At 72.1% G+C, this 23,491-nt stretch carries 23 protein-coding genes; 13 read left to right on the top strand and 10 right to left on the bottom strand.

Annotation, left to right across the window (positions count from 1 at the left end; genetic code table 11):
- The first annotated feature begins 151 nt into the window (after nt 1–151).
- From B1H29_RS28395 to tyrS, 3 genes are all read left to right on the top strand, one after another.
- Complete coding sequence (locus B1H29_RS28395) at nt 152–1,675, top strand: TldD/PmbA family protein (protein ID WP_055416227.1); 1,524 nt, start codon at nt 152–154, stop codon at nt 1,673–1,675.
- Nucleotides 1,672–3,066: a metallopeptidase TldD-related protein gene (locus B1H29_RS28390; protein ID WP_055416228.1), complete on the top strand. Its 1,395-nt coding sequence runs from the start codon at nt 1,672–1,674 to the stop codon at nt 3,064–3,066. The genes B1H29_RS28395 and B1H29_RS28390 overlap by 4 nt, the downstream gene beginning before the upstream one ends.
- Before the next feature lie 62 nt (nt 3,067–3,128).
- Entirely contained in the window at nt 3,129–4,397 is a 1,269-nt protein-coding gene (tyrS, locus tag B1H29_RS28385; RefSeq protein ID WP_055416229.1) for a tyrosine--tRNA ligase, read from the top strand.
- 79 nt (nt 4,398–4,476) lie between these two features.
- Here tyrS and B1H29_RS28380 read toward each other — a convergent pair whose 3' ends face one another.
- Nucleotides 4,477–4,761: a GlsB/YeaQ/YmgE family stress response membrane protein gene (locus tag B1H29_RS28380; protein ID WP_055416230.1), complete on the bottom strand. Its 285-nt coding sequence runs from the start codon at nt 4,759–4,761 to the stop codon at nt 4,477–4,479.
- A 261-nt stretch (nt 4,762–5,022) separates the two neighbouring features.
- Between B1H29_RS28380 and B1H29_RS28375 the strand changes: the two genes are divergently transcribed.
- Nucleotides 5,023–5,421 (top strand): DUF3099 domain-containing protein, encoded by a 399-nt coding sequence (locus B1H29_RS28375; protein ID WP_199832270.1) that lies wholly within the window; start codon nt 5,023–5,025, stop codon nt 5,419–5,421.
- A gap of 211 nt (nt 5,422–5,632) precedes the next feature.
- Entirely contained in the window at nt 5,633–5,854 is a 222-nt protein-coding gene (locus B1H29_RS28370; protein WP_055416232.1) for a hypothetical protein, read from the top strand.
- 60 nt (nt 5,855–5,914) lie between these two features.
- Here B1H29_RS28370 and moaA read toward each other — a convergent pair whose 3' ends face one another.
- The 3 genes from moaA to B1H29_RS28355 form a co-directional block, all read right to left on the bottom strand.
- Complete coding sequence (gene moaA / locus B1H29_RS28365; protein WP_055416233.1) at nt 5,915–6,904, bottom strand: GTP 3',8-cyclase MoaA; 990 nt, start codon at nt 6,902–6,904, stop codon at nt 5,915–5,917.
- Between the two features lie 190 nt (nt 6,905–7,094).
- A complete protein-coding gene (locus B1H29_RS28360; protein ID WP_055416234.1) occupies nt 7,095–8,729 on the bottom strand; it encodes a solute symporter family protein in 1,635 nt (544 codons plus the stop codon).
- Complete coding sequence (locus B1H29_RS28355) at nt 8,726–9,082, bottom strand: DUF485 domain-containing protein (protein WP_055416235.1); 357 nt, start codon at nt 9,080–9,082, stop codon at nt 8,726–8,728. The genes B1H29_RS28360 and B1H29_RS28355 overlap by 4 nt, the downstream gene beginning before the upstream one ends.
- Before the next feature lie 265 nt (nt 9,083–9,347).
- Between B1H29_RS28355 and B1H29_RS28350 the strand changes: the two genes are divergently transcribed.
- From B1H29_RS28350 to B1H29_RS28340, 3 genes are all read left to right on the top strand, one after another.
- Complete coding sequence (locus B1H29_RS28350; protein ID WP_055416236.1) at nt 9,348–10,922, top strand: S8 family peptidase; 1,575 nt, start codon at nt 9,348–9,350, stop codon at nt 10,920–10,922.
- A 182-nt stretch (nt 10,923–11,104) separates the two neighbouring features.
- Nucleotides 11,105–12,643, top strand: coding sequence for a S8 family peptidase (locus B1H29_RS28345; RefSeq protein ID WP_055416237.1), 1,539 nt, complete (start codon nt 11,105–11,107; stop codon nt 12,641–12,643).
- A gap of 337 nt (nt 12,644–12,980) precedes the next feature.
- Nucleotides 12,981–13,988: a CopD family protein gene (locus B1H29_RS28340; protein WP_055416238.1), complete on the top strand. Its 1,008-nt coding sequence runs from the start codon at nt 12,981–12,983 to the stop codon at nt 13,986–13,988.
- A 121-nt stretch (nt 13,989–14,109) separates the two neighbouring features.
- On the opposite strand, the gene B1H29_RS28335 is transcribed toward B1H29_RS28340, so the two are convergent.
- Entirely contained in the window at nt 14,110–14,820 is a 711-nt protein-coding gene (locus B1H29_RS28335; RefSeq protein ID WP_055417666.1) for a VIT1/CCC1 transporter family protein, read from the bottom strand.
- A gap of 183 nt (nt 14,821–15,003) precedes the next feature.
- On the opposite strand from B1H29_RS28335, the gene B1H29_RS28330 reads away from it, so the two are divergent.
- Together B1H29_RS28330 and B1H29_RS28325 are read left to right on the top strand one after the other, a co-directional pair.
- On the top strand, nt 15,004–15,990 hold the full coding sequence (locus B1H29_RS28330) for a DEDDh family exonuclease (protein WP_055416239.1): 987 nt from the start codon (nt 15,004–15,006) through the stop codon (nt 15,988–15,990).
- A gap of 137 nt (nt 15,991–16,127) precedes the next feature.
- A complete protein-coding gene (locus tag B1H29_RS28325; protein ID WP_079160512.1) occupies nt 16,128–16,361 on the top strand; it encodes a hypothetical protein in 234 nt (77 codons plus the stop codon).
- Nucleotides 16,362–16,534: 173 nt separating this feature from the next.
- Here B1H29_RS28325 and B1H29_RS28320 read toward each other — a convergent pair whose 3' ends face one another.
- The gene (locus B1H29_RS28320) at nt 16,535–17,758 is read right to left on the bottom strand and encodes an IS4 family transposase (protein ID WP_055416240.1); all 1,224 of its coding nucleotides are present in this window, start codon (nt 17,756–17,758) and stop codon (nt 16,535–16,537) included.
- A 150-nt stretch (nt 17,759–17,908) separates the two neighbouring features.
- Here B1H29_RS28320 and B1H29_RS28315 point away from each other — a divergent pair, with 150 nt between their 5' ends.
- From B1H29_RS28315 to B1H29_RS28305, 3 genes are all read left to right on the top strand, one after another.
- Nucleotides 17,909–18,700, top strand: coding sequence for an SURF1 family cytochrome oxidase biogenesis protein (locus tag B1H29_RS28315; RefSeq protein ID WP_055416241.1), 792 nt, complete (start codon nt 17,909–17,911; stop codon nt 18,698–18,700).
- A 247-nt stretch (nt 18,701–18,947) separates the two neighbouring features.
- Complete coding sequence (locus B1H29_RS28310) at nt 18,948–20,735, top strand: glycoside hydrolase family 15 protein (protein ID WP_055416242.1); 1,788 nt, start codon at nt 18,948–18,950, stop codon at nt 20,733–20,735.
- Between the two features lie 4 nt (nt 20,736–20,739).
- A complete protein-coding gene (locus tag B1H29_RS28305; protein ID WP_055416243.1) occupies nt 20,740–21,495 on the top strand; it encodes an SDR family oxidoreductase in 756 nt (251 codons plus the stop codon).
- 170 nt (nt 21,496–21,665) lie between these two features.
- Here the strand turns inward: B1H29_RS28305 and amaP are convergent, their stop codons facing one another.
- Genes amaP through B1H29_RS28285 form a run of 4 tightly spaced genes read right to left on the bottom strand, consistent with a single transcriptional unit; the run spans nt 21,666 to nt 23,471 of the window.
- Nucleotides 21,666–22,253: an alkaline shock response membrane anchor protein AmaP gene (gene amaP / locus B1H29_RS28300; RefSeq protein WP_055416244.1), complete on the bottom strand. Its 588-nt coding sequence runs from the start codon at nt 22,251–22,253 to the stop codon at nt 21,666–21,668.
- Complete coding sequence (locus B1H29_RS28295) at nt 22,250–22,912, bottom strand: DUF6286 domain-containing protein (RefSeq protein ID WP_055416245.1); 663 nt, start codon at nt 22,910–22,912, stop codon at nt 22,250–22,252. The genes amaP and B1H29_RS28295 overlap by 4 nt, the downstream gene beginning before the upstream one ends.
- On the bottom strand, nt 22,909–23,289 hold the full coding sequence (locus B1H29_RS28290) for an Asp23/Gls24 family envelope stress response protein (RefSeq protein WP_055416246.1): 381 nt from the start codon (nt 23,287–23,289) through the stop codon (nt 22,909–22,911). Before B1H29_RS28290 ends, B1H29_RS28295 begins: the two co-directional genes overlap by 4 nt.
- A complete protein-coding gene (locus B1H29_RS28285) occupies nt 23,286–23,471 on the bottom strand; it encodes a hypothetical protein (protein ID WP_055416247.1) in 186 nt (61 codons plus the stop codon). Before B1H29_RS28285 ends, B1H29_RS28290 begins: the two co-directional genes overlap by 4 nt.
- Nucleotides 23,472–23,491 lie beyond the last annotated feature (20 nt).

Raw genomic sequence — 23,491 nt, 5'->3', positions numbered from 1 at the left:
TGACTGTCGGGTCCCTACAGAAAGAGCCCGGCCGCGAGAGCCCGCTCGCGGCCCGAAAGGTGTGGTCCCCGTCCGGCCCGACGCGACATGATGCGGCGCAGCCCCCGGTGTCGCGGCAGACGACCGGTCACGTCGACAGAAAGAGACGCAGGTGCCTCATAGCATCGACGAAGCCTTCACGGCACTGCCCCTACGCGCCCTCGCCGACGCCGCCCTGGCCCGGGCGCGTGCGCTCGGTGCCGAGCACGCGGACTTCCGGCTGGAGCGGGTGCGAGGCGCCTCCTGGCGCCTCAGGGACGCCAAGCCCGCCGGGTCCTCGGACACCACCGGCCTCGGGTACGCGGTACGCGTGGTGCACGGCGGTACGTGGGGCTTCGCGTCCGGTGTGGACCTCACCATGGACGCCGCCGCCAAGGTGGCCTCACAGGCGGTGGCGATGGCGAAGCTGTCCGCGCGGGTGATCGCGGCGGCGGGGTCCGACGAGCGCGTGGAGCTGGCCGACGAGCCCGTGCACGCCGACCGGACGTGGATCTCGTCGTACGAGATCGATCCCTTCACCGTGCCGGACGCGGAGAAGTCGGCCCTGCTGGCCGACTGGAGCGCTCGGCTGCTGGCGGCCGACGGCGTCGACCACGTGGACGCCTCGCTGCTCACCGTGCACGAGAACAAGTTCTACGCCGACACGGCCGGGACCGTGACCACGCAGCAGCGGGTGCGGCTGCATCCGGTGCTCACCGCCGTTTCGGTGGACGACTCCAGCGGCGAGTTCGACTCCATGCGCACCCTCGCGCCGCCCGCCGGGCGCGGCTGGGAGTACCTGACGGGCACCGGCTGGGACTGGGACGCGGAGCTGGCCGCGATTCCCGGGCTGCTGGCCGAGAAGATGCGGGCGCCGAGCGTCGAGGCGGGCCTGTACGACCTCGTCGTGGACCCGTCGAACCTGTGGCTGACCATCCACGAGTCGATCGGGCACGCCACCGAGCTGGACCGCGCCCTCGGCTACGAGGCCGCCTACGCCGGCACCTCCTTCGCCACCTTCGACCAGCTCGGCAAGCTGCGCTACGGCTCCGAGCTGATGAACGTCACCGGCGACCGCACCGCCGAGCACGGGCTGGCGACCATCGGGTACGACGACGAGGGTGTCGAGGGCCAGTCCTGGGACCTGGTGAAGGACGGCACGCTCGTGGGCTACCAGCTCGACCGGCGCATCGCGCGGCTCACCGGGTTCGAGCGGTCCAACGGCTGCGCCTACGCCGACTCCCCCGCGCACGTGCCGGTGCAGCGCATGGCCAACGTGTCGCTGCGACCGGATCCCGGCGGGCTGTCCACCGAGGACCTGATCGGGGGCGTGGAGCGCGGGATCTACGTCGTCGGGGACCGGTCCTGGTCCATCGACATGCAGCGCTACAACTTCCAGTTCACCGGGCAGCGGTTCTTCCGGATCGAGAACGGGCGGCTCGCCGGTCAGCTACGGGACGTCGCCTACCAGGCGACGACCACCGACTTCTGGGGGTCCATGGCGGCCGTCGGCGGCCCCCAGACGTACGTCCTGGGCGGCGCCTTCAACTGCGGCAAGGCCCAGCCGGGCCAGGTCGCGGCCGTCTCGCACGGCTGCCCGTCCGCCCTCTTCAGGGGAGTCAACATTCTGAACACCACGCAGGAGGCCGGCCGATGAGCGCGCGTACGAGCAGGCCGCACGAGATCGTCGAGCGGGCACTGGAGCTGTCCCGGGCCGACGGTTGTGTGGTCATCGCCGACGAGGAGTCCACCGCCAACCTGCGCTGGGCGGGCAACGCGCTCACCACCAACGGCGTCACGCGCGGGCGCACACTCACCGTCGTGGCCACCGTGGACGGGCGGGAGGGCACGGCGTCCGGGGTCGTGTCGCGTTCGGCGGTGACCGTGGACGAGCTGGAGCCCCTGGTCCGCGCCGCGGAGGCCGCCGCGCGCGGCGCCGGACCGGCCGAGGACGCGCAGCCGCTGGTCACCGGCGTACCGGCCGCGCCGGACTACACCGACGCGCCCGCGGAGACCTCGTCCGAGGTGTTCGCCGACTTCGCGCCGGCCCTCGGGGAGGCGTTCGCACGCGCGCGGGCGGGCGGGCGGGAACTGTACGGCTTCGCCAACCACGAGCTGACGTCGACGTACATGGGTACGTCCACGGGGCTGCGGCTGCGGCACGACCAGCCGAGCGGGACGGTGGAGCTGAACGCCAAGTCACCGGACCGCACCCGGTCGGCGTGGGCGGGGCGCGCCACGCGGGACTTCAAGGACGTCGATCCGGCGGCGCTCGACGCCGAGCTGGCCGTACGGCTGGGCTGGGCCGAGCGGCGGGTGGAGCTGCCCGCGGGCCGGTACGAGACGCTGCTGCCGCCGACCGCGGTCGCGGACCTGCTGATCTACCAGTTGTGGTCGGCCTCGGGGCGGGACGCGGCCGAGGGGCGCACGGTGTTCTCCAAGCCGGGCGGCGGCACGCGCGTCGGCGAGCGGCTCGGCGAGCTGCCGCTGACCCTGCGCGGCGATCCGCACGAGCCGGGTCTTCAGTGCGCGCCCTTCGTGGTCGCGCACTCCTCGGGCGGTGACCAGTCGGTGTTCGACAACGGGCTGCCGGTCGGGGCCACCGACTGGATCCGTGCGGGCGAGCTGAACCGGCTGACGACCACCCGGCACAGCGCCGGGCTCACGGGACTGCCGGTGGCACCGGCGATCGGCAACCTGATCCTGGACGGCGGCACCGACCGCTCCCTGGAGGAGATGGTCGCGTCCACCGGGCGCGGGCTGCTGCTGACCTGTCTCTGGTACATCCGCGAGGTCGATCCGGCGACGCTGCTGCTGACCGGGCTGACCCGGGACGGTGTCTACCTCGTCGAGAACGGCGAGGTCGTCGGCGAGGTGAACAACTTCCGGTTCAACGAGTCACCGGTGAGTCTGCTGGGGCGGGCCACGGAGGCCGGGCGCACGGAGAAGACGCTGCCCAGGGAATGGGGCGACTGGTTCACCAGGGCGGCGATGCCCGCGCTGCGGGTCCCCGATTTCAAGATGAGCTCTGTCAGCCAGGGCGTATAACCTCGTAGTCGGCTGTCACCCGACTGCCCGAAGATCATGAGTACGTAGGAGACACGAGAACCGTGACGGACATCGTCGACGAGCTGCAGTGGCGCGGGCTGTTCGCCCAGTCCACCGACGAGGACGCTTTGCGCAAGGCTCTCGCGGACGGTCCCGTCACGTTCTATTGCGGTTTCGACCCGACCGCGCCGTCCCTGCACGTCGGGCACCTGGTGCAGGTGCTCACCGTGCGCCGGCTCCAGCAGGCCGGTCACCGGCCGCTGGCGCTGGTCGGCGGGGCCACGGGCCAGATCGGCGACCCGCGCCCGACCGCCGAGCGGACGCTGAACTCGCCGGAGACCGTCGCGGGCTGGGTCCAGCGGCTGCGCGGCCAGATCGAGCCGTTCCTGTCCTTCGAGGGTGAGAACGCGGCCGTGCTGGTCAACAACCTCGACTGGACCGAGGGGCTCTCCGCGATCGAGTTCCTGCGGGACGTCGGCAAGCACTTCCGGGTCAACAAGATGCTGACCAAGGACTCCGTCGCCCGGCGGTTGGAGTCCTCCGAAGGCATCAGCTACACGGAGTTCAGCTACCAGTTGCTGCAGGCCATGGACTTCCTCCAGCTCTACCGGAGGTACGGCTGCACGCTCCAGGGCGGTGGCAGCGACCAGTGGGGCAACCTCACGGCCGGCCTGGACCTGCTGCACCGGCTGGAGCCGGACGCCACCGTGCACGCCTACGCGACGCCGCTGATGACGAAGGCGGACGGCACCAAGTTCGGCAAGACCGAGGGCGGCGCCGTCTGGCTGGACCCGGAGATGACCACGCCGTACGCGTTCTACCAGTTCTGGCTGAACGCGGACGACCGGGACATCTCCAAGTACCTGCGCATCCTGTCCTTCCGGTCCCGCGAGGAGCTGGAGGAGCTGGAGCGGCAGACCGAGGAGCGTCCGCAGGCCCGGGCCGCCCAGCGCGCGCTGGCCGAGGAGCTGACGACGCTGGTGCACGGCGCCGATCAGACGGCCGCCGTGATCGCCGCGTCCAAGGCCCTCTTCGGCCAGGGTGACCTGACGGAGCTGGACGACCGGACGCTGGCCGCGGCCCTCTCCGAGCTGCCGCACGTCAAGGTCGCCGGGCTGGGCCCGGTCGTGGACCTGTTCGCCGAGGTCGGCCTGGTCGCCAGCAAGTCGGCCGCGCGCCGCACGGTCAGGGAGGGCGGCGCCTACGTGAACAACGCCAAGGTGACCGGCGAGGACGCGGTCCCCGCCGAGACCGACCTGCTGCACGGGCGCTGGCTGGTGCTGCGCCGCGGCAAGAAGAACCTGGCCGCGGTGGAGGTCACCGGCGCCTGAGCGCGCGTACGAGGGGTGGTCCCCGGTGCCTCACGGCCACCGGGGACCGCCCCTTCGCCGTGCGGGTCCGGGAGGGCGGTCAGGCCCGCTCGCGCATCTTCCTCTTACCGCGCACCGACATGTAGATCGCGTCACCGACGGCGACGATGATGACCGCGGCCACCAACTGGAACAGGTGCCGCCACCAGTCGATGCCGGAGGTCGACTCGACTCCGACGCCGCGCGCGACGGCGTTGCCCGCGATGGCGCCGAGTATGCCGAAGATGGTGGTCAGCCACAGGGGACTGTGCTGCTTGCCGGGAATGATCGCCTTGGCGATCAGACCGAGCACGAATCCGACGATGATCGCCCACAACCAGCCCATGACTGCCTCCTCGTACGGCTCCACGCGAGCATTACCGCAAGTGTTCGGCCGTACCGCGTACGGCGCATGCCGGGTACGGCCTAACGAGGTACCCGACTACGCGGTGCGGCGCACGCCGTGCGCGCGGCCCGGGGGTGCCCCGGTCTCGTAGCAGGCGCAGGTGCGGCGTAACGTGGAGAGTTGTCCGGGACCGGAGTCCCCGAGCGGCCGCGGACGAAAGCGGGGCGGGGACAGTCCGATGCGGGCGGATGGTGGAACGAGATGCGGAAGCAGAGTACCGGCGGCAACGTCGAGGTGTTCCGGATCACCGGGGCCCGGACGGGTCTCCAGGAGGATGTGCGCGGGCGCCAGCGCCGGTACATCATCTCGATGTCGGTCCGTACGGTGTCGGTGGTCCTCGCGGCCTGCCTGTGGAACGTGGAACGGCACGTCGCGATCGTGGCCCTGGTCCTCGGTGCGGTCCTGCCGTACATCGCGGTGGTGATCGCCAACGCCGGGCGGGAGAACGCGCCGTCGTTGCCGTCGACGTTCGTCACGACGCCGACTCCGCCGATGATCATGCCGCCGCGGGCCGACGACGGGTCCGCGGAATCCGTCCCGGACGATGTCGTGTCCGGCCCGGCGCCGGGTGGGGCGGGCGAGCCGCGCGGCAGATCGTGACCGCGGACGCCCCGCCGGAGCGGGCGTCGATTCCGCGCCAGGCCTGAGAAATCCTCAGATCAATCATGTTGTTCCGGTGCCGGGCCGCGGGTGACCCGTGACATACTTCGTACGCGCTCCGCATCCCCCGTCGGAGCGACGGACCGACGCCGGGCAGCTCCCCCCGTGGCTGCTCGGCGTCGCCTTGTTTGTGGACCTGTGAGACGAACCTGTGAGTGACGAGACCACCCCGATCTGCTCCGCCAAGGGCTGCCGTACCGCCGCCGTGTGGGTGCTGGCGTGGAACAACCCGAAGATCCACACGCCGGAGCGCCGCAAGACGTGGATCGCGTGCGAGGAGCACCGGGAGCACCTGTCCCAGTTCCTCGGCGTACGGGGTTTCCTCAAGGACGTGGTCCCGCTGGCGGACTGGGAGTCCGCCGGCAACGCCTAGGCCGCCCGGGCCCGGCCGGCCGTGGCGGCCGGGGCCTGTCGGCGGCTAGGCCCGTCGGCCCTAGCCGCCGATCGCCGACATCGGCCGGTCCGGCTGGACGAAGGCCGGGTCGTCGAGGCCGGCGCCGGCCTTCTTGCCCCACATGGCCAGCCGCCAGATGCGCGCGATCTCCTCGTCGGGGGCGTCGGAGCGCAGGGCGGCGCGCAGGTCGGTCTCCTCGCGGGCGAACAGGCAGGTGCGCACCTGACCGTCGGCGGTCAGGCGGGTGCGGTCGCAGGCCGAGCAGAACGGGCGGGTGACGGAGGCGATGACGCCGACGCGGTGCGGGCCGCCGTCCACGAGCCAGCGCTCGGCGGGGGCCGAGCCGCGCTCCTCGGAGCCCTCGGCGGTCAGCTCGAAGCGGGTGCGCAGGGAGGCCAGGATGTCACCGGCGGTGACCATGCCCTCGCGCTTCCAGCCGTGCTGGGCGTCCAGCGGCATCTGCTCGATGAAGCGAAGCTCGTAGTCGTGCTCGACGGCCCAGGCCAGGAGGTCGGGTGCCTCGTCGTCGTTGAGCTCCGGCATCAGGACGGAGTTGACCTTCACCGGGGTCAGTCCGGCCTCGCGGGCGGCCTCCAGGCCTTCCAGGACGTCCTTGTGGCGGTCCCGGCGGGTGAGGGTCTTGAACACGTCCGGGCGGAGGGTGTCCAGCGAGACGTTGACCCGGTCCAGGCCCGCGGCCTTCAGGGCCGGTGCCGTGCGCCTGAGGCCGATGCCGTTGGTCGTGAGGGACATCTGGGGGCGCGGCTCCAGGGCGGCGACGCGCTCGACGATGCCGGCCAGGCCGGGGCGCAGCAGGGGCTCGCCGCCGGTGAAGCGGACCTCCTCGATGCCGAGCGAGGTGACGGCGATGCCGATGAGGCGGACGATCTCGTCGTCCGTGAGCAGGTCGGGCTTGGCTAGCCACTGGAGACCCTCTTCGGGCATGCAGTAGGTGCAGCGCAGGTTGCAACGGTCGGTGAGCGAGACCCTCAGGTCGGTGGCCACTCGGCCGTAGGTGTCGATGAGCACGTGGGCCCCCTCCCTCGACGCGGATCGGTGGAGCACTTCTCTCCTCCGACACCTGCGAGCCTACGTGACCGGACCGACATCGACAGCGGCCCGATCCCACGACGGGCGACGCGGCCGCGTCGTAGGGATCTACGAGCGGCCGCGTCGCGGGGGCCTCAGCGGGTGGCCCCGGTATGGTCCGGCGCGTGGCTCAGTGCGCTCCGGTGCCGGTCAGGGACCGGACCTCCAGTTCCGCGTACTTCTTCACGTTGGGCTCCTCCTTCGACAGGACCGTGCCGAGCCAGCCCATGAGGAAGCCGAACGGGATGGAGATGATGCCCGGGTTCTTCAGCGGGAACCAGGCGAAGTCGACGTCCGGGAACATCGCCTTCGGGTCGCCGGAGACCACCGGCGAGAACAGCACGAGGCCGACGGCGACGATCAGGCCGCCGTAGATCGACCACAGGGCGCCCTGGGTGGTGAACCGCTTCCAGAAGAGGCTGTACAGGATGGTCGGGAGGTTGGCGGACGCGGCGACCGCGAAGGCCAGGGCGACCAGGCCCGCCACGTTCAGGTCCCGGGCGAGGGCACCGAGCGCGATGGAGACGATGCCGATGAGGACGGTCGCCCAGCGGGCCGCCCGCATCTCCTCCTTCTCGGTGGCCTTGCCCTTGCGGATGACGTTGGCGTAGATGTCGTGCGCGAAGGACGAGGACGAGGCGAGGGTGAGGCCGGCGACCACGGCGAGGATGGTCGCGAAGGCCACCGCCGAGATCGTGGCGAGCAGGATCGCGCCCCAGGCCGAGTCGACGCCGCCCACGTGCAGGGCGAGCAGCGGTGCGGCCGTGTTGCCGGAGGGGTTGGACGCGATGATCTCTTTCTGCCCGACCAGCGCGGCGGCGCCGAAACCGAGCGCGATGGTCATCAGGTAGAAGGCGCCGATGATGCCGATCGCCCAGTTCACGGACTTACGGGCGGCCTTGGCGTTGGGCACCGTGTAGAAGCGGATCAGGATGTGCGGCAGGCCGGCCGTGCCGAGCACCAGGGCGATGCCCAGGGAGATGAAGTCGAGCTTGGTGGTGCCGCTGGCGCCGTACTGGAGGCCGGGCTCCAGGAAGGCGGCGCCCTTGCCGCTGTTCTCGGCCGCCGTGCCCAGCAGGTCGGAGATGTTGAAGTTGAACTTCAGCAGCACCAGGAAGGTGATCAGGATGGTGCCGCCGATCAGCAGCACGGCCTTGACCATCTGGACCCAGGTGGTGCCCTTCATGCCGCCGATGGAGACGTACACGATCATCAGGAGACCGACGAGGGCGACGATCAGGATCTTGCCCGCGTCGGAGGTGATGCCGAGCAGCAGCGAGACGAGGATGCCCGCGCCCGCCATCTGGGCCAGCAGGTAGAAGATCGACACGACGATCGTGGAGGTGCCGGCGGCCGTGCGCACGGGACGCTGGCGCATCCGGTACGCGAGGACGTCGCCCATCGTGTAGCGGCCGGAGTTCCGCAGCGGCTCGGCCACCAGCAGCAGGGCGACCAGCCAGGCGACCAGGAAGCCGATGGAGTAGAGGAAGCCGTCGTAGCCGAAGAGGGCGATGGCGCCGGCGATGCCGAGGAAGGACGCGGCCGACATGTAGTCGCCGGAGACGGCGAGTCCGTTCTGGAAGGCGCTGAACTGGCGGCCGCCCGCGTAGAAGTCGGCGGCGTCCTTGGTCTGGCGGCCCGCCCAGACGGTGATGCCGAGCGTCGCGAGGACGAAGAGGGCGAAGAGCGTGATGATCAGCGGGCGGTGCTCGCTGGCCTCGTTGGCGGCGAGCTCGGCGGCGAGAACAGTCTGTGCGGGGCTCATGCGCCGCCCTCCATCCGGGACTTGATGGCCTCCGCCTTGGGGTCGAGCTTCGCGGCGGCGTACCGCGAGTACCACCAGGCGATGAGGAACGTGGTGACGAACTGGGCGATGCCGAAGACGAAGGCGACGTTGATGTTGCCGAACAGCTTGGTGCCCATGAAGCCGCCGGCGTAGTTCGACAGCAGCACGTACAGCAGGTACCAGGACACGAAGGCGATCGTCAGCGGGAAGGCGAAGGAGCGGAAGGAGCGGCGCAGTTCGGCGAACTCAGCGCTCTGCTGCACTTCGGAGAACTCCTCGGCGGACGGAAGTGGGCGTTCCTCTTTCGAGGGGGGCGGTGCGTCGGTGGCCACGGAGTCTCCTCGTACTACGGACATGACGGCTTGGACCTCGGTGTTCTCACAGGGGGCTGATCGGGCTCGGGCTCCCTGTCCAACGACACGGCGCCTCGCGGGCACCGGTTCAACTCCCGGGGCACTTTCCGAAGTCACCCGTGGCGGGTCATTGCTGGCCAGGGAGTGCGGGGGATAGCTTCGCCCTGCACCACTCCGTCATGTACCTGCCCGACCACCACCTGTGAGTCGGGCAGATCTCGGTTCCGGATGATGTGGAGACCCCATGGATCATCTGCACGCGCCGCGTTCGTCGCGGTCCCCGCGCTCCAGACGGCGGCTCGCCCTCGCCGTACCCGTCGTCCTGTCGCTGACCGCGTCGCTGGGCTTCCTGCCGGCGGCCGCCTCGGCCGCCCCTCGCGCGGACTCCGCCCAGGAAGCGGCACGGGCCGGCGGGGCCGCGGACGCGCCCCGCCTGGCCTACGTCGTCAACACGAGGACGGACCACCGCACGATCGCGTCGGTGCAGCGGGCGATAGCCGAGGCCGGCGGCAGTGTCGTCACCACGTACCGGAAGATCGGCGTGATCGTCGTCCACTCGTCGAACCCGGAGTTCGGTGAGCGGATACGCGAGGCGCGCGGGGTGCGATCGGCGGGCGCGACCCGTACCGCGCCGCTGACCGCCGCCGGCACGACGGACCAGGGCGCCGCCGAGATGCTCTCCGCCGAGCAGGCCGCGCGGACCGCGAAGGCGTCCGAGGCGGCGGGGGCCGGCGAACCGCTGGAAGCGGACCAGTGGGACCTGCGCGCGATCGGCGCCGACCGGGCCGCGGAGATCAATCCGGGCAGCTCCCGGGTCACCGTCGCCGTGATCGACACCGGCGTCGACGACACCCACCCCGACCTCGCCCCGAACTTCTCCGCCTCGCAGTCCGCCAACTGCGTCGGCGGCAAGGCGGACACCAGCGAGGGCGCCTGGCGGCCGTACACCGCCGACGACTACCACGGCACCCACGTGGCCGGGGAGATAGCCGCCGCCCGCAACGGCATCGGCGTCGCGGGCGTCGCGCCGGGCGTGAAGGTGTCGAGCATCAAGGTGAGCGACCCGGACAACGGGCTCTTCTACCCGGAGAACGTCGTGTGCGCGTTCATGTTCGCCGCCGACCACGGCGTGGAGATCACGAACAACAGCTACTACGTGGACCCCTGGCTGTACAACTGCATGGACGACCCGGACCAGCGCGCGATCGTCGACGCGGTCAACCGGGCCCAGTTGTACGCCCAGCGCAAGGGCACCCTGCACCTCGCCTCCGCCGGCAACTCCAACCACGACCTGGACTCCGACGCGATCGTCGACGACTCCAGCCCCGACGACTCCACGCCGGTGACGCGGACCATCGACCCGCACGAGTGCTTCGACGTGCCGACCCAGCTACCGGGCATCGTCACCGTCAGCGCCACGGGCGTCGACGAGGAGAAGTCCTACTACTCCTCGTACGGCAAGGGTGTGGTCGACGTCGCGGCGCCGGGCGGCGACGGGCGCTACCAGATCCCGGACACGCCGTCGAAGAACGGCCGCATCCTGTCGACCATGCCGAACAACGAGTACGCCTGGCTCCAGGGCACCTCGATGGCCTCGCCGCACGCCGCGGGCGTCGCCGCGCTGCTGAAGTCGAAGTACCGGCACGCCTCCCCGGCGATGCTCCAGGCACTGCTGAAGGCCCAGGCGGACAACCCGGGTTGCCCCGCCTCCTACGACCAGGACGGCGACGGGGCGCAGGACGCCACGTGCGAGGGCGGCGAGCGGAACAACGGCTTCTACGGCTTCGGCGTCGTCAACGCCCTGCGCGCGGTGAAGTGACCGGCACGTCCGGCTCCGGACGCCGCTCCTCCTTTCCCGAAGCCCTCGGACCGCTCGAACCACTCGAACCACTCCGACCACTCACCGCTGGAACCGCTGGAACCACTGGAACCACTGGAACCGCTGGAACCACTCGGTCCACTCACCGCTGGAACCACTCGAACCAACTGGAGACATCGCACATGACAGCGCCCCACCCGCGTCACCGTCGTGCCCTGGCGATCCCGGCCGGCATGGCCGTGGCAGCGTCCCTCGCCTTCCTGCCGGGCGTCCCGGCCTCCGCCGCGGAGGCCTCGGGGGCCGCTCAGGCCGCCCCCGCCGTCTCGGCCGACTCGGCGTCCTCGCTCAGCTACGTCGTCAACGTCCGCCCCGGGCACCGCCCTTCGGCGCACGTGAAGCGGGCGATAGCCAAGGCGGGCGGCGCGATCGTGACGTCGTACGACCGGATCGGCGTGATCGTCGTCCACTCCTCGGACCCGGACTTCGCCAAGAACGTCCGCAAGGTGCACGGCGTGCAGTCGGCCGGTGCCACCCGCACCGCGCCGCTGCCCTCGGCCGCCACGACCGACACCGGCGCGCCGAAGGTGCTCAGCAGCCGGGAGATCGCCGCCGCCCAGGCGGCCGAGGGGCAGGACCCGCTGCAGCCCCTCCAGTGGGACCTGCCCGCCATCAAGGCGGACCAGGCGCACGAGAAGTCGCTGGGCAGCAGCAAGGTCACGGTCGCGGTCATCGACACCGGTGTGGACGACACCCACCCGGACATCGCCCCGAACTTCGACCGGGACGCCTCCGTCAACTGCGTCTCGGGCAAGCCGGACACCACCGACGGCGCCTGGCGGCCGAGCGCGGCGGAGAGCCCGCACGGCACGCACGTGGCCGGGGAGATCGCCGCCGCCAAGAACGGCGTCGGCATGACCGGCGTGGCGCCCGGGGTGAAGGTCGCCGGCATCAAGGTGTCCAACCCCGACGGCTTCTTCTACACCGAGGCCGTGGTCTGCAGCTTCATGTGGGCGGCCGAGCACGGCGTCGACGTGACCAACAACAGCTATTACACCGATCCCTGGTACTTCAACTGCAAGGACGACCCGGACCAGAAGGCGCTCCTGGAGGCGGTCACCCGGGCCTCGCGGTACGCGGAGCGCAAGGGCGCGGTCAACGTCGCCGCGGCAGGCAACGAGAACTACGACCTGGCGGCCGACGAGATCACCGACCCGGTCTCCCCGAACGACTCCACGCCCTCGGACCGGGTGATCGACCCGTCCGAGTGCCTCGACATCCCGACCCAGTTGCCGGGTGTCGTGACGGTCGCGTCGACCGGCGCCAAGGACCTCAAGTCGTCCTTCTCCAACCACGGACTCGGCGTCATCGACATCGCCGCGCCCGGCGGCGACTCGACGGCCTACCAGAAGCCGGAGCCGCCCGCGACCAGCGGACTGATCCTGGGCACGCTGCCCGGTGGCAAGTGGGGCTACATGGCCGGTACGTCGATGGCGTCGCCGCACGTCGCGGGCGTCGCCGCCCTGATCAAGTCGACGCACCCGTACGCCTCCCCGGCCATGGTCAAGGCCCTGCTGTACGCCCAGGCCGACGCCACGCCGTGCACCAAGCCGTACGACATCGACGGCGACGGCAAGGTCGACGCGGTGTGCGAGGGCTCGAAGAACCGCAACGGCTTCTACGGCTGGGGCATGGCCGACGCGCTGGACGCGGTGACCTGGTAACCGCGGTCCCGGTGAACGCCGGCACTCACAAGCGCGCGTGAAGCGGGCCGGGAGCGACCTCCCGGCCCGCTTCCGCTTGCCGCCCGCGGCGGGACCCGCCACGCACGCGTACGGCACCCGCCCCGGACGCCGGAACCGGTCCGGCCGCGGTGGCGGCCGGCCCCTGCCGGGAGCACGCCGGGCGCGGCACGGCGCGGTGGTCGTGACGCGTTCCTCATCCTCCCTGGGGCCTTCCCGAACCGTACGGCGGCCGAGAACGTCCTCATGTGCGGAATGCCGGACCGCCAGTCGTTCTCCGGAACTTGCCCGGACCTGGGGAGCTGGTGAAGATCTCGAGGTGACCTTGACAAGACCCCCGTCCCGGGCCGCCGACACCGGACGGCACCCGCGGCCCGCCGGTACCGGCCGGACCGTGGCCGTGCTCGTGCTGGTGGTGCTGGCCGCGCTGATACCCCTCCTCGGCCCGTCCCCCGCCCTGCACGGCACCGGGGAGGCCGAGGCACCCGGCACCGGCGGCATAGCGTTGCTGCGTGCGGTGCTTTTCGCGGCGCTGAGCGTTCCGGTCGGCGAGCTCTTCGTGAACCGGCTGGCCCGGTCGCTCCCCGGCGCTCCCCCGGACCGGCCCCGCGACTGGTCGCCGTACGCGGCCGCCGCCGGTTTCGTCGCCGCGCTGGGTCTGGCGTCGGTCGTGGCCACGGGCAATCTGGTGCCGGACAGCGTCGCCGACATCGACGTCGGCGGCCTCTACGAATCCCGTGACGGCAAGCTCGCGCTCCTGGAGGTCAACGGCTTCCTCGCGGCCGGCCTGTGCGCCACCTCGCGCCGGCCGGGCCTCCAGATCCTGCCGCTGGGCGCCGTGATCGTCGCGGAGGCGCTGCGCGCGCACCCCACGACCGAGTACAGCCCGCTGATCGGCTCCGGTCTGACCCTCGTCCATCTGACGTGCGCTTCGCTGTGGGTGGGCGGCCTCCTGTACGCGCTGCGGACCCTGCGTCGGTGGCGGGGCACCGAGGCGGGTCCGGCGCTGCTGGGCCTCTACGCGCGCGTGGCGGCCGTTCTGCTCGCCGCCGTCACGGCGACGGGGGTGTGCAGTTCGCTGCGCCGGATGCCGGCGGGCACGATCCTGGACCAGTTGACGGACACGGCGTACGGGCGGGTCCTGCTCGCCAAGGTGATCCTCGTGGCCGCGGTCGCCGCGCTCGCCCTGTGGGCCAGGGTCCGGCTGAGCCGCGCGGCCGACCCGCTGACCGCCTGCCCGCCCGCGCGCGCGGAGGTCGTCTCCCTGGGCGTGGTGGTCGCGGTCTCGGGCCTCCTGACGGCCCTTCCGGTACCGATCCGGTGGTGACCCCTCGACCCCGTCCGAGCCAGTCCGGCCGCGTCCGAGCCCACCCCACCGCGTCCGCCCGTGCTCGTCCGCGCCCGCCTGTGTTCCTCCGTATCCGTCCGCTTCCGTCCGCGTGGCACCGCTACGCCCCGGCGACGTCCAGCAGGGAACCCGTCGCGTAGGTGACCGCCATGGCCAGGGCGCCGCCGGCCGTGTTGCGCAGGACCGCCCGGCCCGGTGGGGCCGCGCCCAGGCGGGCGCTGCCCCACCCCGTGAGGACGAGCGCGCCCAGCACGCAGCAGACGGTGACCGTCAGCCGCAGGCCGGCCGGGGGCAGCACGATCGCCAGCAGCGGCAGCAACGCGCCGACGGTGAACGCCAGGAAACTGGCCCAGGCCGCGTGCCAGGGGTTGGCCAGCTCGTCGGGGTCGATGCCGAGCTCCACGCGCGCGTGGGCCCGCAGCGCGTCCCGCCGGGTGAGCTGCTCGGCCGCCTCCCTGGCGACGGCACGGCTCAGCCCTCGGTCCGCCAGGAGGCCGACCAGTTCCTCGAACTCGGCCTCCGGCTGCTCGCGCAGCTCCCGTTTCTCCACCGCGAGCGCGGCCTTCTCGGAGTCCCGCTGGGTGGAGACGGACACGTACTCCCCCGCCGCCATCGACAGCGAACCGGCGAGCAGCCCCGCCAGGCCGGCCGTCAGCAGGGCGGAGCGGTCGTCCGTCGCGCCGGCCACACCCACGACCAGCCCCGCGGTGGACACGATGCCGTCGTTGGCGCCCAGGACCGCCGCCCGCAGCCAGTTGAGCCGGGTGCCGAGGGCACCGCCGTGGGCCTCGTCGTGCGTGGGTTGCGTCACGTGGCGGAGGATGCCACCCGGGGAGCGGGATGCCCCGGACCGACGCACCGCCGCCCTCTCCTCACGCCTCACCGCCGCAATCCCGCCCCGCCGCGCGGAACTTGACGGCAGGACCGTTTCACCGGGCGTCACGGGGCACCTGCGGGTCCGCGGTGTCAGTCGCGACCCGTATCCTCATGGACCATGCTCGAAGACCAGACGACCGCAGCGCCGTCCGCCACGGCGTGGCCGACCGCGTATCCGCAGGGATACGCGGTCGTTGACGTGGAGACCACCGGCCTGGCCCGCGACGACCGCATCATCTCCGCGGCCGTCTACCGGCTGGACGCCCGCGGTGAGGTCGAGGACCACTGGTACACGCTGGTCAATCCGCAGCGGGACCCCGGCCCCGTGTGGATACACGGCCTGACGAGCGACGCGCTGCGGGGAGCGCCGCTCTTCCCGGACGTCGCCGAGGAGTTCGCGGCCCGGCTGGACGGGCGGGTGCTCGTCGCGCACAACGCCGTCTTCGACTGGCAGATGATCGCCCGCGAGTACGCGCGCGCGAAGCGCGAGGCGCCGGTGCGGCAACGGCTGTGCACCATCGCGCTCTCCAAGGAGCTGGGCCTGCCGCTGCCCAACCACAAGCTGGAGTCGCTGGCCGCCCACTTCGGCGTCGTACAGCAGCGTGCGCACCACGCGCTGGACGACGCGCGCGTGCTGGCGGAGGCGTTCCGGCCGAGCCTGCTCGCCGCGGCGGCGGGCGGCGTGCGGCTGCCGCTGCACGAGTGCCGGCCGCTGACCGAGTGGTCGGACCGGCCCGCGCCCCGGATCGGGCAGCAGGCGGGCTACGGCGGTTACCGGCAGACCAGTTGGCGCCCCTCCCGCAAAAGGCCCGCATGCCCCTATCCCAACCCCGGTCGGTACGAAGAGGGCAAACGACTCAAGCAGGGCATGCGGGTCGCCTTCTCGGGTGACACCTCCGTCGAGCGGGACCTGCTGGAGGACCGTGCGACCGACGCCGGACTGCATGTCGCCACCAGCCTCTCCCGGCTGACCAGCCTGCTGGTCACCAACGACCCGGACTCCGGCACGTCGAAGGTGGTCAAGGCCCGCCAGTACGGCACGCCGGTGGTGGACGAGGCCGCGTTCGGGCAACTGCTCGCGGATGTCGAGCCCGCGGACGGCTGAGCCGTGGGTGAGTCGAGGCGCGGGTGGGCCGAGACGTACGCGGGCTGAGCCGTACGTGAGCCTACGGACGGGTGATTCCGGGCGACTCGCCCGCCGCCCGCTCGCCCGCGCCGCGGTGACGGCTCACCCTGTGGCGCATGGCGACATGTGAAGTCTGCGGCAACAACTACGGAATGACCTTCGAGATCCACGCCCAGGGAGCGGTGCACGTCTTCGACTGCTTCTCCTGCGCGATCCACCGGATGGCCCCCATCTGCGAGCACTGCCGGGTGCAGATCATCGGCCAGGGCGTCGAGGTCGAGGGCCACTGGTACTGCGGCGCCCACTGCGCCCGTGCGGAGGGAAGGGCGGGGATCGTCGACAAGGTCTAGAACCAATGCCGGTGACTTAAGTTCTGTCCTGCCGAGTGATGGTGACGGTGTCCGGTGCGGGTGGTGTCCAGTTGGAGTGCTCGGCCCGTTTGAGCGGCCAGTTGGACATCTTGCGTTTGATCACTCGGGGGCAGGTGCGGTGGCGGCGTGGGGGCAGGAGGCGTTCGGCGATCTCAGCCAGGGTGCGGGCCAGTGCCCGGGCGAGTCGGCCGGGGGGAAAACGCCGCCTGGGCCGGGACCTGGCGGCGCACGATCCGCAGGGACCGGGTGAAGGACAGGCGGTCAGGGTCCAGACCCTCGCGCAGGGCGCTTTGGTGCATCAACTGCCGGACGGCGTGGTGCACCAAGAGGAAGCCGTAGATCTCCTGCTCCACACCCCACGGGTATTTCGAGCGCAGGATGAGCTTCGGGCCGCGTTGGTGAGTCTTGATCTCGTCCAGCGTGGTCTCGATCTCCCACCGCTGGGCGTAGAGCGCGGCCAGCTCCCGCGCGGGTGCTTCCTCTGGATCGAGCAGGCTGGTCAGCAGGCGGTAGACGGTGGCGTCGCCGGTGCGGGCGAGGGTGTACTCGATCACCCGGACCACCACCGGGTTGCGGCGGCTCCTGCGGTCCTTTTCGGCATGGACCGTGCTGAGGTAGGAGCCATCGCCGAGGACCTGGGTGACAGGCAGGACCGCGCTCTTGCGCACGCGCCACAGCAGGTCCGCGCCGCTGTCCCGGGCGGCCTGCCACAACTCGAATCCGTAAAAGCCCCGGTCGGCGAGCAGGAGCATCCCTTCCTGAAGCTGGGGGAACAGCTGCCGGGAGAGTTTCTGCTCGCTCGCCGACTGCGGACCGATGACGGCCCCGAACACCGCGTGGGTGCCGCATTCCGCCAGCGCGACCAGCCGTGCCTGCGGGAACGCGGCTGCTCCGCGCGTCGAGGCATGGCGGCCGAAGAACTCCTCGTTGGCCGCCGTGTCCGCCACGTCCAAGGTCGTGCCGTCCACCGCGACCAGACGCCAGTGCCGGTACCAGGCACCCGCCGTCTCGGGCACGGCCACCGGCCGGCAGACCCGGGCGAACAATGCCCTCAACGGTTCTGTGCCCAGACGCCGGCGTGCCCGCCCGATCGCGGCGGTCGTCGGCACCCGCCACGACCGCCGCCCATCACCGAGCCCCTCGCCCAGCAGCCGGGCGACCTCCTCGTATCCCTGCCCGAAGAACAGGCACATCGCGAGAACGAAGTAGACCACCACCCGCGCCGGCAGCAGACGGCTGCGCTGCTCGGTCCGGCCGCTCTCGGCGATCACCTCATCGACCAGATGAGGCGGAAACGCCTGCGTCAGCACCCCGATCGCGATCCGGTCCGACAACCGCTCATCCGCAGGCGCCCTGACCTGCCCCACCCTCGCCACACAGCAGACAACGAGGCACAGCCGTCTAAGTCACCGGCATTGGGTCTAGAACGGCGGGCCCCGGCAGGACGGCGACACGAGGCCGCCGGACGGCGTCACAAGGCCGTACCCGACGCATCACACCCCACGACCGAGTTGTACCGTCGTGGGGTGTACCGGTTCCTGTTGTCCCGCCAGTGGGTGATCCTCACCCTCGTGGTCCTCGCACTCATCCCGACGATGATCGAGCTGGGTTTCTGGCAGTTGCACCGCCACGAGCGCAGGGTCGAGCTGAACGGGGAGATCGCCGATTCCCTGGCGGCCGCGCCCGTGCCGGTCGAGTCCATGACCTCGCCGGGAGCGAAGGTCGACGACGAGGACCGCTACCGCAGGGTGACCGCGAAGGGGCGCTTCGACCGGGCCGACGAGGTCGTCGTGCGCCGCCGCACCAACGCGGACGACCGGGTCGGCTACCACGTGCTGACCCCGTTCGTCCTGGACGGCGGCAAGGTGCTGATCGTCAACCGGGGCTGGATCCCGTCGAACGGCGCGAGCCAGACCGCCTTCCCGAAGATCCCGGCGCCCCCGGAGGGCGAGATCACCGTCACCGGGCGGCTGATGCCCGACCAGACGACCGAGGGCAGCGGTATCAAGAACGTCGAGGGGCTGCCCGACCGCCAGGTCATGCTGATCAACAGCGAGCAGCAGGCCGAGCGCCTCGGCAAGCCGGTCCTCGGCGGCTACGTCGAGCTGACCGAGCCCAAGCCCTCGGGCGACACCCCCGAGCTGATCGCCGAGCCCGACCACGACAGCATCGGCAACCACATGGCGTACGCCGTCCAGTGGTGGCTGTTCGCGGCCGGCGTCCCGGTCGGCTGGTTCGTCCTGGCCCGCCGCGAGGCCCGGGACCGGGCGACGGAGGACGAGCGGGAGGCCACGGAGGCGGAGCCCGCGGCGGTGTAGACCACGGTGGTGTAGACCACGGTGGGTGGCTCGTAGCGGAGTGGCCCGGAGTGGGTGGCCCGGAGTGGGTGGCCCGTGGCGGACCGGGCCGCGGCGGAGCGGCCCGCGGCGGAGCGGCCCGCGGCGGAGCGGCCCGCGGCGCGGTGGCCGGTACGGGGCCGTTCGGCGGGAGGGCGGCGGCGGATCCGAATCGCTCCGTCCCCACTCGGTCCGATTGCTCCGTCCCCACTCGGGAAGACGGAATCCCGTGCACCCCCAAATCGAGGACTACGCGCTCATCGGCGACCAGCAGACCGCGGCCCTGGTCGGCACGGACGGTTCCGTGGACTGGCTCTGTCTGCCCCGCTTCGACTCCGCCGCCTGCTTCGCCAAGCTGCTCGGCGACGAGGACAACGGCCACTGGCGCATCGCCCCCAAGGGCGCCGAGCGCTGCACTCGGCGCGCCTACCGCCCGGACACCCTCGTCCTGGACACCGAGTGGGAGACCCCGGACGGCGCGGTACGGGTCACCGACCTGATGCCCCAGCGCGACCGCGCCCCGGACCTCGTACGCATCGTGGAGGGCCTGAGCGGTGAGGTCACCGTGCACAGCGTGCTCCGGCTGCGCTTCGACTACGGCTCGATCGTCCCGTGGATGCGCAGGACCGACGGGCACCGCGTGGCCGTCGCCGGACCGGACTCGGCGTGGCTGCGCAGCGAGCCCGAGGTGCGTAGCTGGGGCCAGGATTTCGGGACGCACGCGGAGTTCACGGTCGCCGCGGGCGAGAAGGTCGCCTTCGTCCTGACCTGGCACCCCTCGCACGAGTCCCGCCCACCGCTGGTCGACCCGTACATGTCCTTGGAGCACAGCGTCGAGGACTGGCGCGCCTGGGTCGCGCACTGCCGCTACGACGGTCCGTACCGGGACGCCGTCGTCCGCTCGCTGATCACCCTGAAGGCGCTCACCTACCTGCCGACCGGCGGCATCGTGGCCGCCCCCACCACCTCGCTGCCCGAGGAACCGGGCGGCGTGCGCAACTGGGACTACCGTTTCTGCTGGCTGCGCGACTCCACCCTCACCCTGGGCGCCCTGTTGGCGGCCGGATATCTGGAGGAGGCCGAGGCCTGGCGCGACTGGCTGCTGCGCGCGGTCGCGGGCAACCCGGCGGACCTGCAGATCATGTACGGCCTGGCGGGTGAGCGGCGGCTGCCCGAGTTCGAGCTGCCGTGGCTGTCCGGCTTCGCCGAGTCCACGCCCGTACGGGTCGGCAACGACGCGGTGAACCAGCTCCAGCTTGACGTGTACGGCGAGGTCATGGACTCGCTGTCACTGGCCCGGCTGACGGGCATGCACCCCCGGCCGCAGATGTGGGAGCTGCAGTGCGCCCTGATGGACTTCCTGACCACGGCGTGGCGGCAGCCCGACGAGGGGCTGTGGGAGGTGCGCGGCGGACGCCGGCAGTTCGTGCACTCCAAGGTGATGACGTGGGTGGCCCTGGACCGGGCGGTGCGCACACTGGAGGAGCACCCCGAGCTGGGCGGGGGCGACCCGGACGGCTGGCGCGCGCTGCGCGAGGAGGTGCACCGCGAGGTGTGCGAGAAGGGCTACGACCCGGAGCGCAACACCTTCACCCAGTCCTACGGCTCGCGGGAGCTGGACGCCTCGCTGCTGCTCATCCCGCGCCTGGGCTTCCTGCCGCCGGACGACCCGCGGGTCGTCGGCACGGTCGACGCGATCGGCGAGGAGCTGACCCGGGACGGGCTGGTGCGCCGCTACAGCACCGAGGGGGACCCCGTCGACGGGTTGCCGGGCAGCGAGGGGACCTTCCTGGTGTGTTCGTTCTGGTACGCGGACGCGCTGCACGCGACCGGCCGGACGAAGGAGGCCCGGGAGCTGTTCGAGCGGCTGGTGGGGCTCGCCAACGACGTGGGGCTGCTGGCCGAGGAGTACGACCCGGTGGCCGGCCACCAGCTCGGCAACTTCCCTCAGGCGTTCAGCCACATCGGCCTGGTGAACACGGCCCTCGCCCTGTTCGGGGACCAGGGGGCAGGATAGGGCCATGGATCTTGGACTGAAGGACCGGGTGTACGTCGTCACGGGAGCCACCCGGGGCCTGGGCAACGCCGCCGCGCGCGAGCTGGCCGCCGACGGGGCGAAGGTGCTCGTCACGGGGCGGGACGAGAAGAGCGTCACCGACGCCGCGGCCGCGCTGGGCCCGGACGTGGTGGGGGTGGCCGCCGACAACGCCGACCCCGAGGCCGCCGGCCGGCTGATCGCGACCGCCCGCGAGCGCTTCGGCCGCTTCGACGGCGTACTGATCAGTGTGGGCGGACCGCCGCCCGGGTTCGTCGCCGACAACACGGACGAGCAGTGGCAGGCGGCGTTCGAGTCGGTGTTCCTCGGAGCGGTGCGGCTGGCCCGGACGGCGGCGGCGGAGCTGGAGGACGGCGGCGTCGTCGGCTTCGTGCTGTCGGGCTCGGTGCACGAGCCGATCCCGGGGCTGACCATCTCCAACGGCCTGCGCCCCGGGCTGGCCGGCTTCGCCAAGTCCCTCGCCGACGAGCTGGGGCCGCGCGGCATCCGTGTCGTCGGCCTGCTGCCGGGCCGCGTCGACACCGACCGGGTGCGCGAGCTGGACGGCCTGTCCGCCGACCCGGAGGCGACCAGGGCGGCCGCCGAGTCCCGCATTCCGCTGCGCCGCTACGGCGCCCCGGAGGAATTCGGCCGCGCGGCGGCGTTCCTGCTGTCCCCGGCGGCGTCCTACGTGACGGGCGTGATGCTGCCCGTGGACGGCGGAGTACGGCACGGGTTCTGAGCCCCGCGCTTCGCCGCGCCCCCGCGCTCGCCCCGCCCCCTGCCCCCGCACTCGTCCCGGCCGGGGCGGCGTACCACGTTCAGGCGCCCCGTTCACGCGGAGCCTGTTGGCGGCGGGACCCGCTCGGAGGGCCGCGCCCCGGCCGCGCGCACGGACCTCAGTTGACGGCCTCAGTTGACTCGCTCGGCCCGGTGTTTGACGCCCCAGAGGTGGACCTCCGCGGGAAGGGTCTCGAGGTTCGCCGAGGCACGGGCGTGGGTCAGGGCGCGGGTGGTGAGGTCGTCCAGCGCGGTGCCGGGGTCGACGTGGGGGGCCAGGAGCAGGCGGACGCGGGTCTCCGGGGCGGCGCGGCGGCCGGTGAGGCGGACCTTGGCCCGTTCGACCCCGTCCACCCGGTCCGCCTCCTGGGCGAGGACGGTCTCCAGGGCCCGGCCGCGCAGCACCGCGCCCTCGCCGTCCCCGGTGTCGACGAGGACCTCGGAGAGCCGACGGCGACGCACCACCGCGACCAGCCACCACAGGGCGAGCAGCAGCAGGACGGCGAGTGCCGCGATGACGACCGGCCACCACCACCCGGCGTCCCGCCACCGCGTCCGGTCGGCGGTGCTGAGCAGCACGTCGTCCGGCCCGTCGTGGAGCCACCAGGAGGGCGCCGGGGCGCCGAGCCCGATGGCGAGGACCGAACCGCCGAGGGCGAGCAGGATCAGGCCCACGAGGGCGAGCAGCACACGGTCGACGGTCCTGAGCACCGCCCTCACCCCTTTCGCCCCGGCCGCGCGACCCGCAGCGACACGGCGGGCGGCCGGGCCAGTCCCAGCCCGCGCACCGCGTCGTCGAGCACGCCGTCCAGATCGGTCCGTACGTCGTCCAGTTCACGGAAGTGCGACAGCGCCCGCACGCGGGCCTTCCGCCGGCGCATCCTGACCCGCGCGGACTGCACTCCGGCGACCTCCATGGCCCGGTCGCGCAGCACCGTGGCGGCGGCCTCCCGGTGGAGCCCCGCGCGTACGTCCGGCCGGGTGCGCCGCATCGGGAGCACCTTGCGCAGGCCGGGGGTGAGGGCCAGTGCGAGCAGCCAGAGGCCGAGGGCCGCGGCGACTCCCGCGCCGACCAGGACCCACGTGTCGTCGAGGGGCCGGTCGGCGAGCTGCCGCGCCAGTTCCCGGCGCCAGCCGAGGGCGGTACGGCCGGCCCGCACGGCGACGACGTCGTAGAGGAAGGCGCCCGAGACCAGCAGAATCAGCAGCGCGACGATGCCCGCGGGGACGCGGCGCGCGGACCAGAAGCGGCCGGAGCGCCCGCTGCTCGCGCCGGGGTCGGGCGGCGGCCCGGCGCCGGCCGGCGTCTGCTTCTCCATGGCGGGTTCCATGACGGGCAGGCGCCGCGTGCTGCCTTCGGAGCCCTGGGGCTCGCTCATCGCGTCCTCCCCTGTCTCGCGCCGTACTCCGCCGCCAGGTGCAGCCGCTCCACCTGGACGGCGACCTCCGGCACCGCCATCCCCACCAACGCGCGTACCCGCTGGACGACTTGATGACGCACCCGACCGCAGCGGGCACCGATGTCGCACGGGTAGTCGAGTTCGAGGTGGACCCGGACGTGCGCGGTGTCGTGGTGGACGACGACGGTGGCGTGCGGGCGCTCGGCGTCCGGGTGCAGCGGACCGGCCGCCTCGCGCGCCGCCTGCGCGGCGACCTTGGCCACGACCCGGTCGGCGATGCGCGTGGCACCGCGCTCGCGCGGCGGCACGGCCGGGACTTCGAGGAGCTCACCGGCCCCACTGCTCACGCCGGTCACCGCCGCCGGTCGTCTCGGGTCCGGAAGAAGTCACCGAGGTCCATGTCCCCCTCCACGAAGCGGCCGATGATGAACCCGACCGCTCCCAGGGCCGCCACCAGCAGGAAGGCTCCGAACCCACCGAAGTACCCGGCGAAACCCAGCGCCATGCCGGCGATCATGCCGGCCACGGCCATGCTCATCGTGCGCTCCCCTCAGTCAC

Source organism: Streptomyces pactum (assembly GCF_002005225.1).
Taxonomy (GTDB): domain Bacteria; phylum Actinomycetota; class Actinomycetes; order Streptomycetales; family Streptomycetaceae; genus Streptomyces; species Streptomyces pactum_A.
The sequence above is the reverse complement of the archived record's forward strand: the minus strand, read 5'-3'. Positions and strand labels throughout refer to the sequence as shown.

What these genes read in the sequence shown, in the direction of transcription:
- B1H29_RS28360 (WP_055416234.1), bottom strand. Translation starts at nt 8,729, where the DNA reads ATGAGCCCCGCACAGACTGTTCTCGCCGCCGAGCTCGCCGCCAACGAG.
- B1H29_RS28295 (WP_055416245.1), bottom strand. Translation starts at nt 22,912, where the DNA reads ATGAGCGAGCCCCAGGGCTCCGAAGGCAGCACGCGGCGCCTGCCCGTC.
- B1H29_RS28375 (WP_199832270.1), top strand. Translation starts at nt 5,023, where the DNA reads ATGCGGAAGCAGAGTACCGGCGGCAACGTCGAGGTGTTCCGGATCACC.
- B1H29_RS28345 (WP_055416237.1), top strand. Translation starts at nt 11,105, where the DNA reads ATGACAGCGCCCCACCCGCGTCACCGTCGTGCCCTGGCGATCCCGGCC.
- B1H29_RS28305 (WP_055416243.1), top strand. Translation starts at nt 20,740, where the DNA reads ATGGATCTTGGACTGAAGGACCGGGTGTACGTCGTCACGGGAGCCACC.
- B1H29_RS28390 (WP_055416228.1), top strand. Translation starts at nt 1,672, where the DNA reads ATGAGCGCGCGTACGAGCAGGCCGCACGAGATCGTCGAGCGGGCACTG.
- B1H29_RS28285 (WP_055416247.1), bottom strand. Translation starts at nt 23,471, where the DNA reads ATGAGCATGGCCGTGGCCGGCATGATCGCCGGCATGGCGCTGGGTTTC.
- B1H29_RS28380 (WP_055416230.1), bottom strand. Translation starts at nt 4,761, where the DNA reads ATGGGCTGGTTGTGGGCGATCATCGTCGGATTCGTGCTCGGTCTGATC.
- B1H29_RS28325 (WP_079160512.1), top strand. Translation starts at nt 16,128, where the DNA reads ATGGCGACATGTGAAGTCTGCGGCAACAACTACGGAATGACCTTCGAG.
- B1H29_RS28350 (WP_055416236.1), top strand. Translation starts at nt 9,348, where the DNA reads ATGGATCATCTGCACGCGCCGCGTTCGTCGCGGTCCCCGCGCTCCAGA.
- B1H29_RS28330 (WP_055416239.1), top strand. Translation starts at nt 15,004, where the DNA reads ATGCTCGAAGACCAGACGACCGCAGCGCCGTCCGCCACGGCGTGGCCG.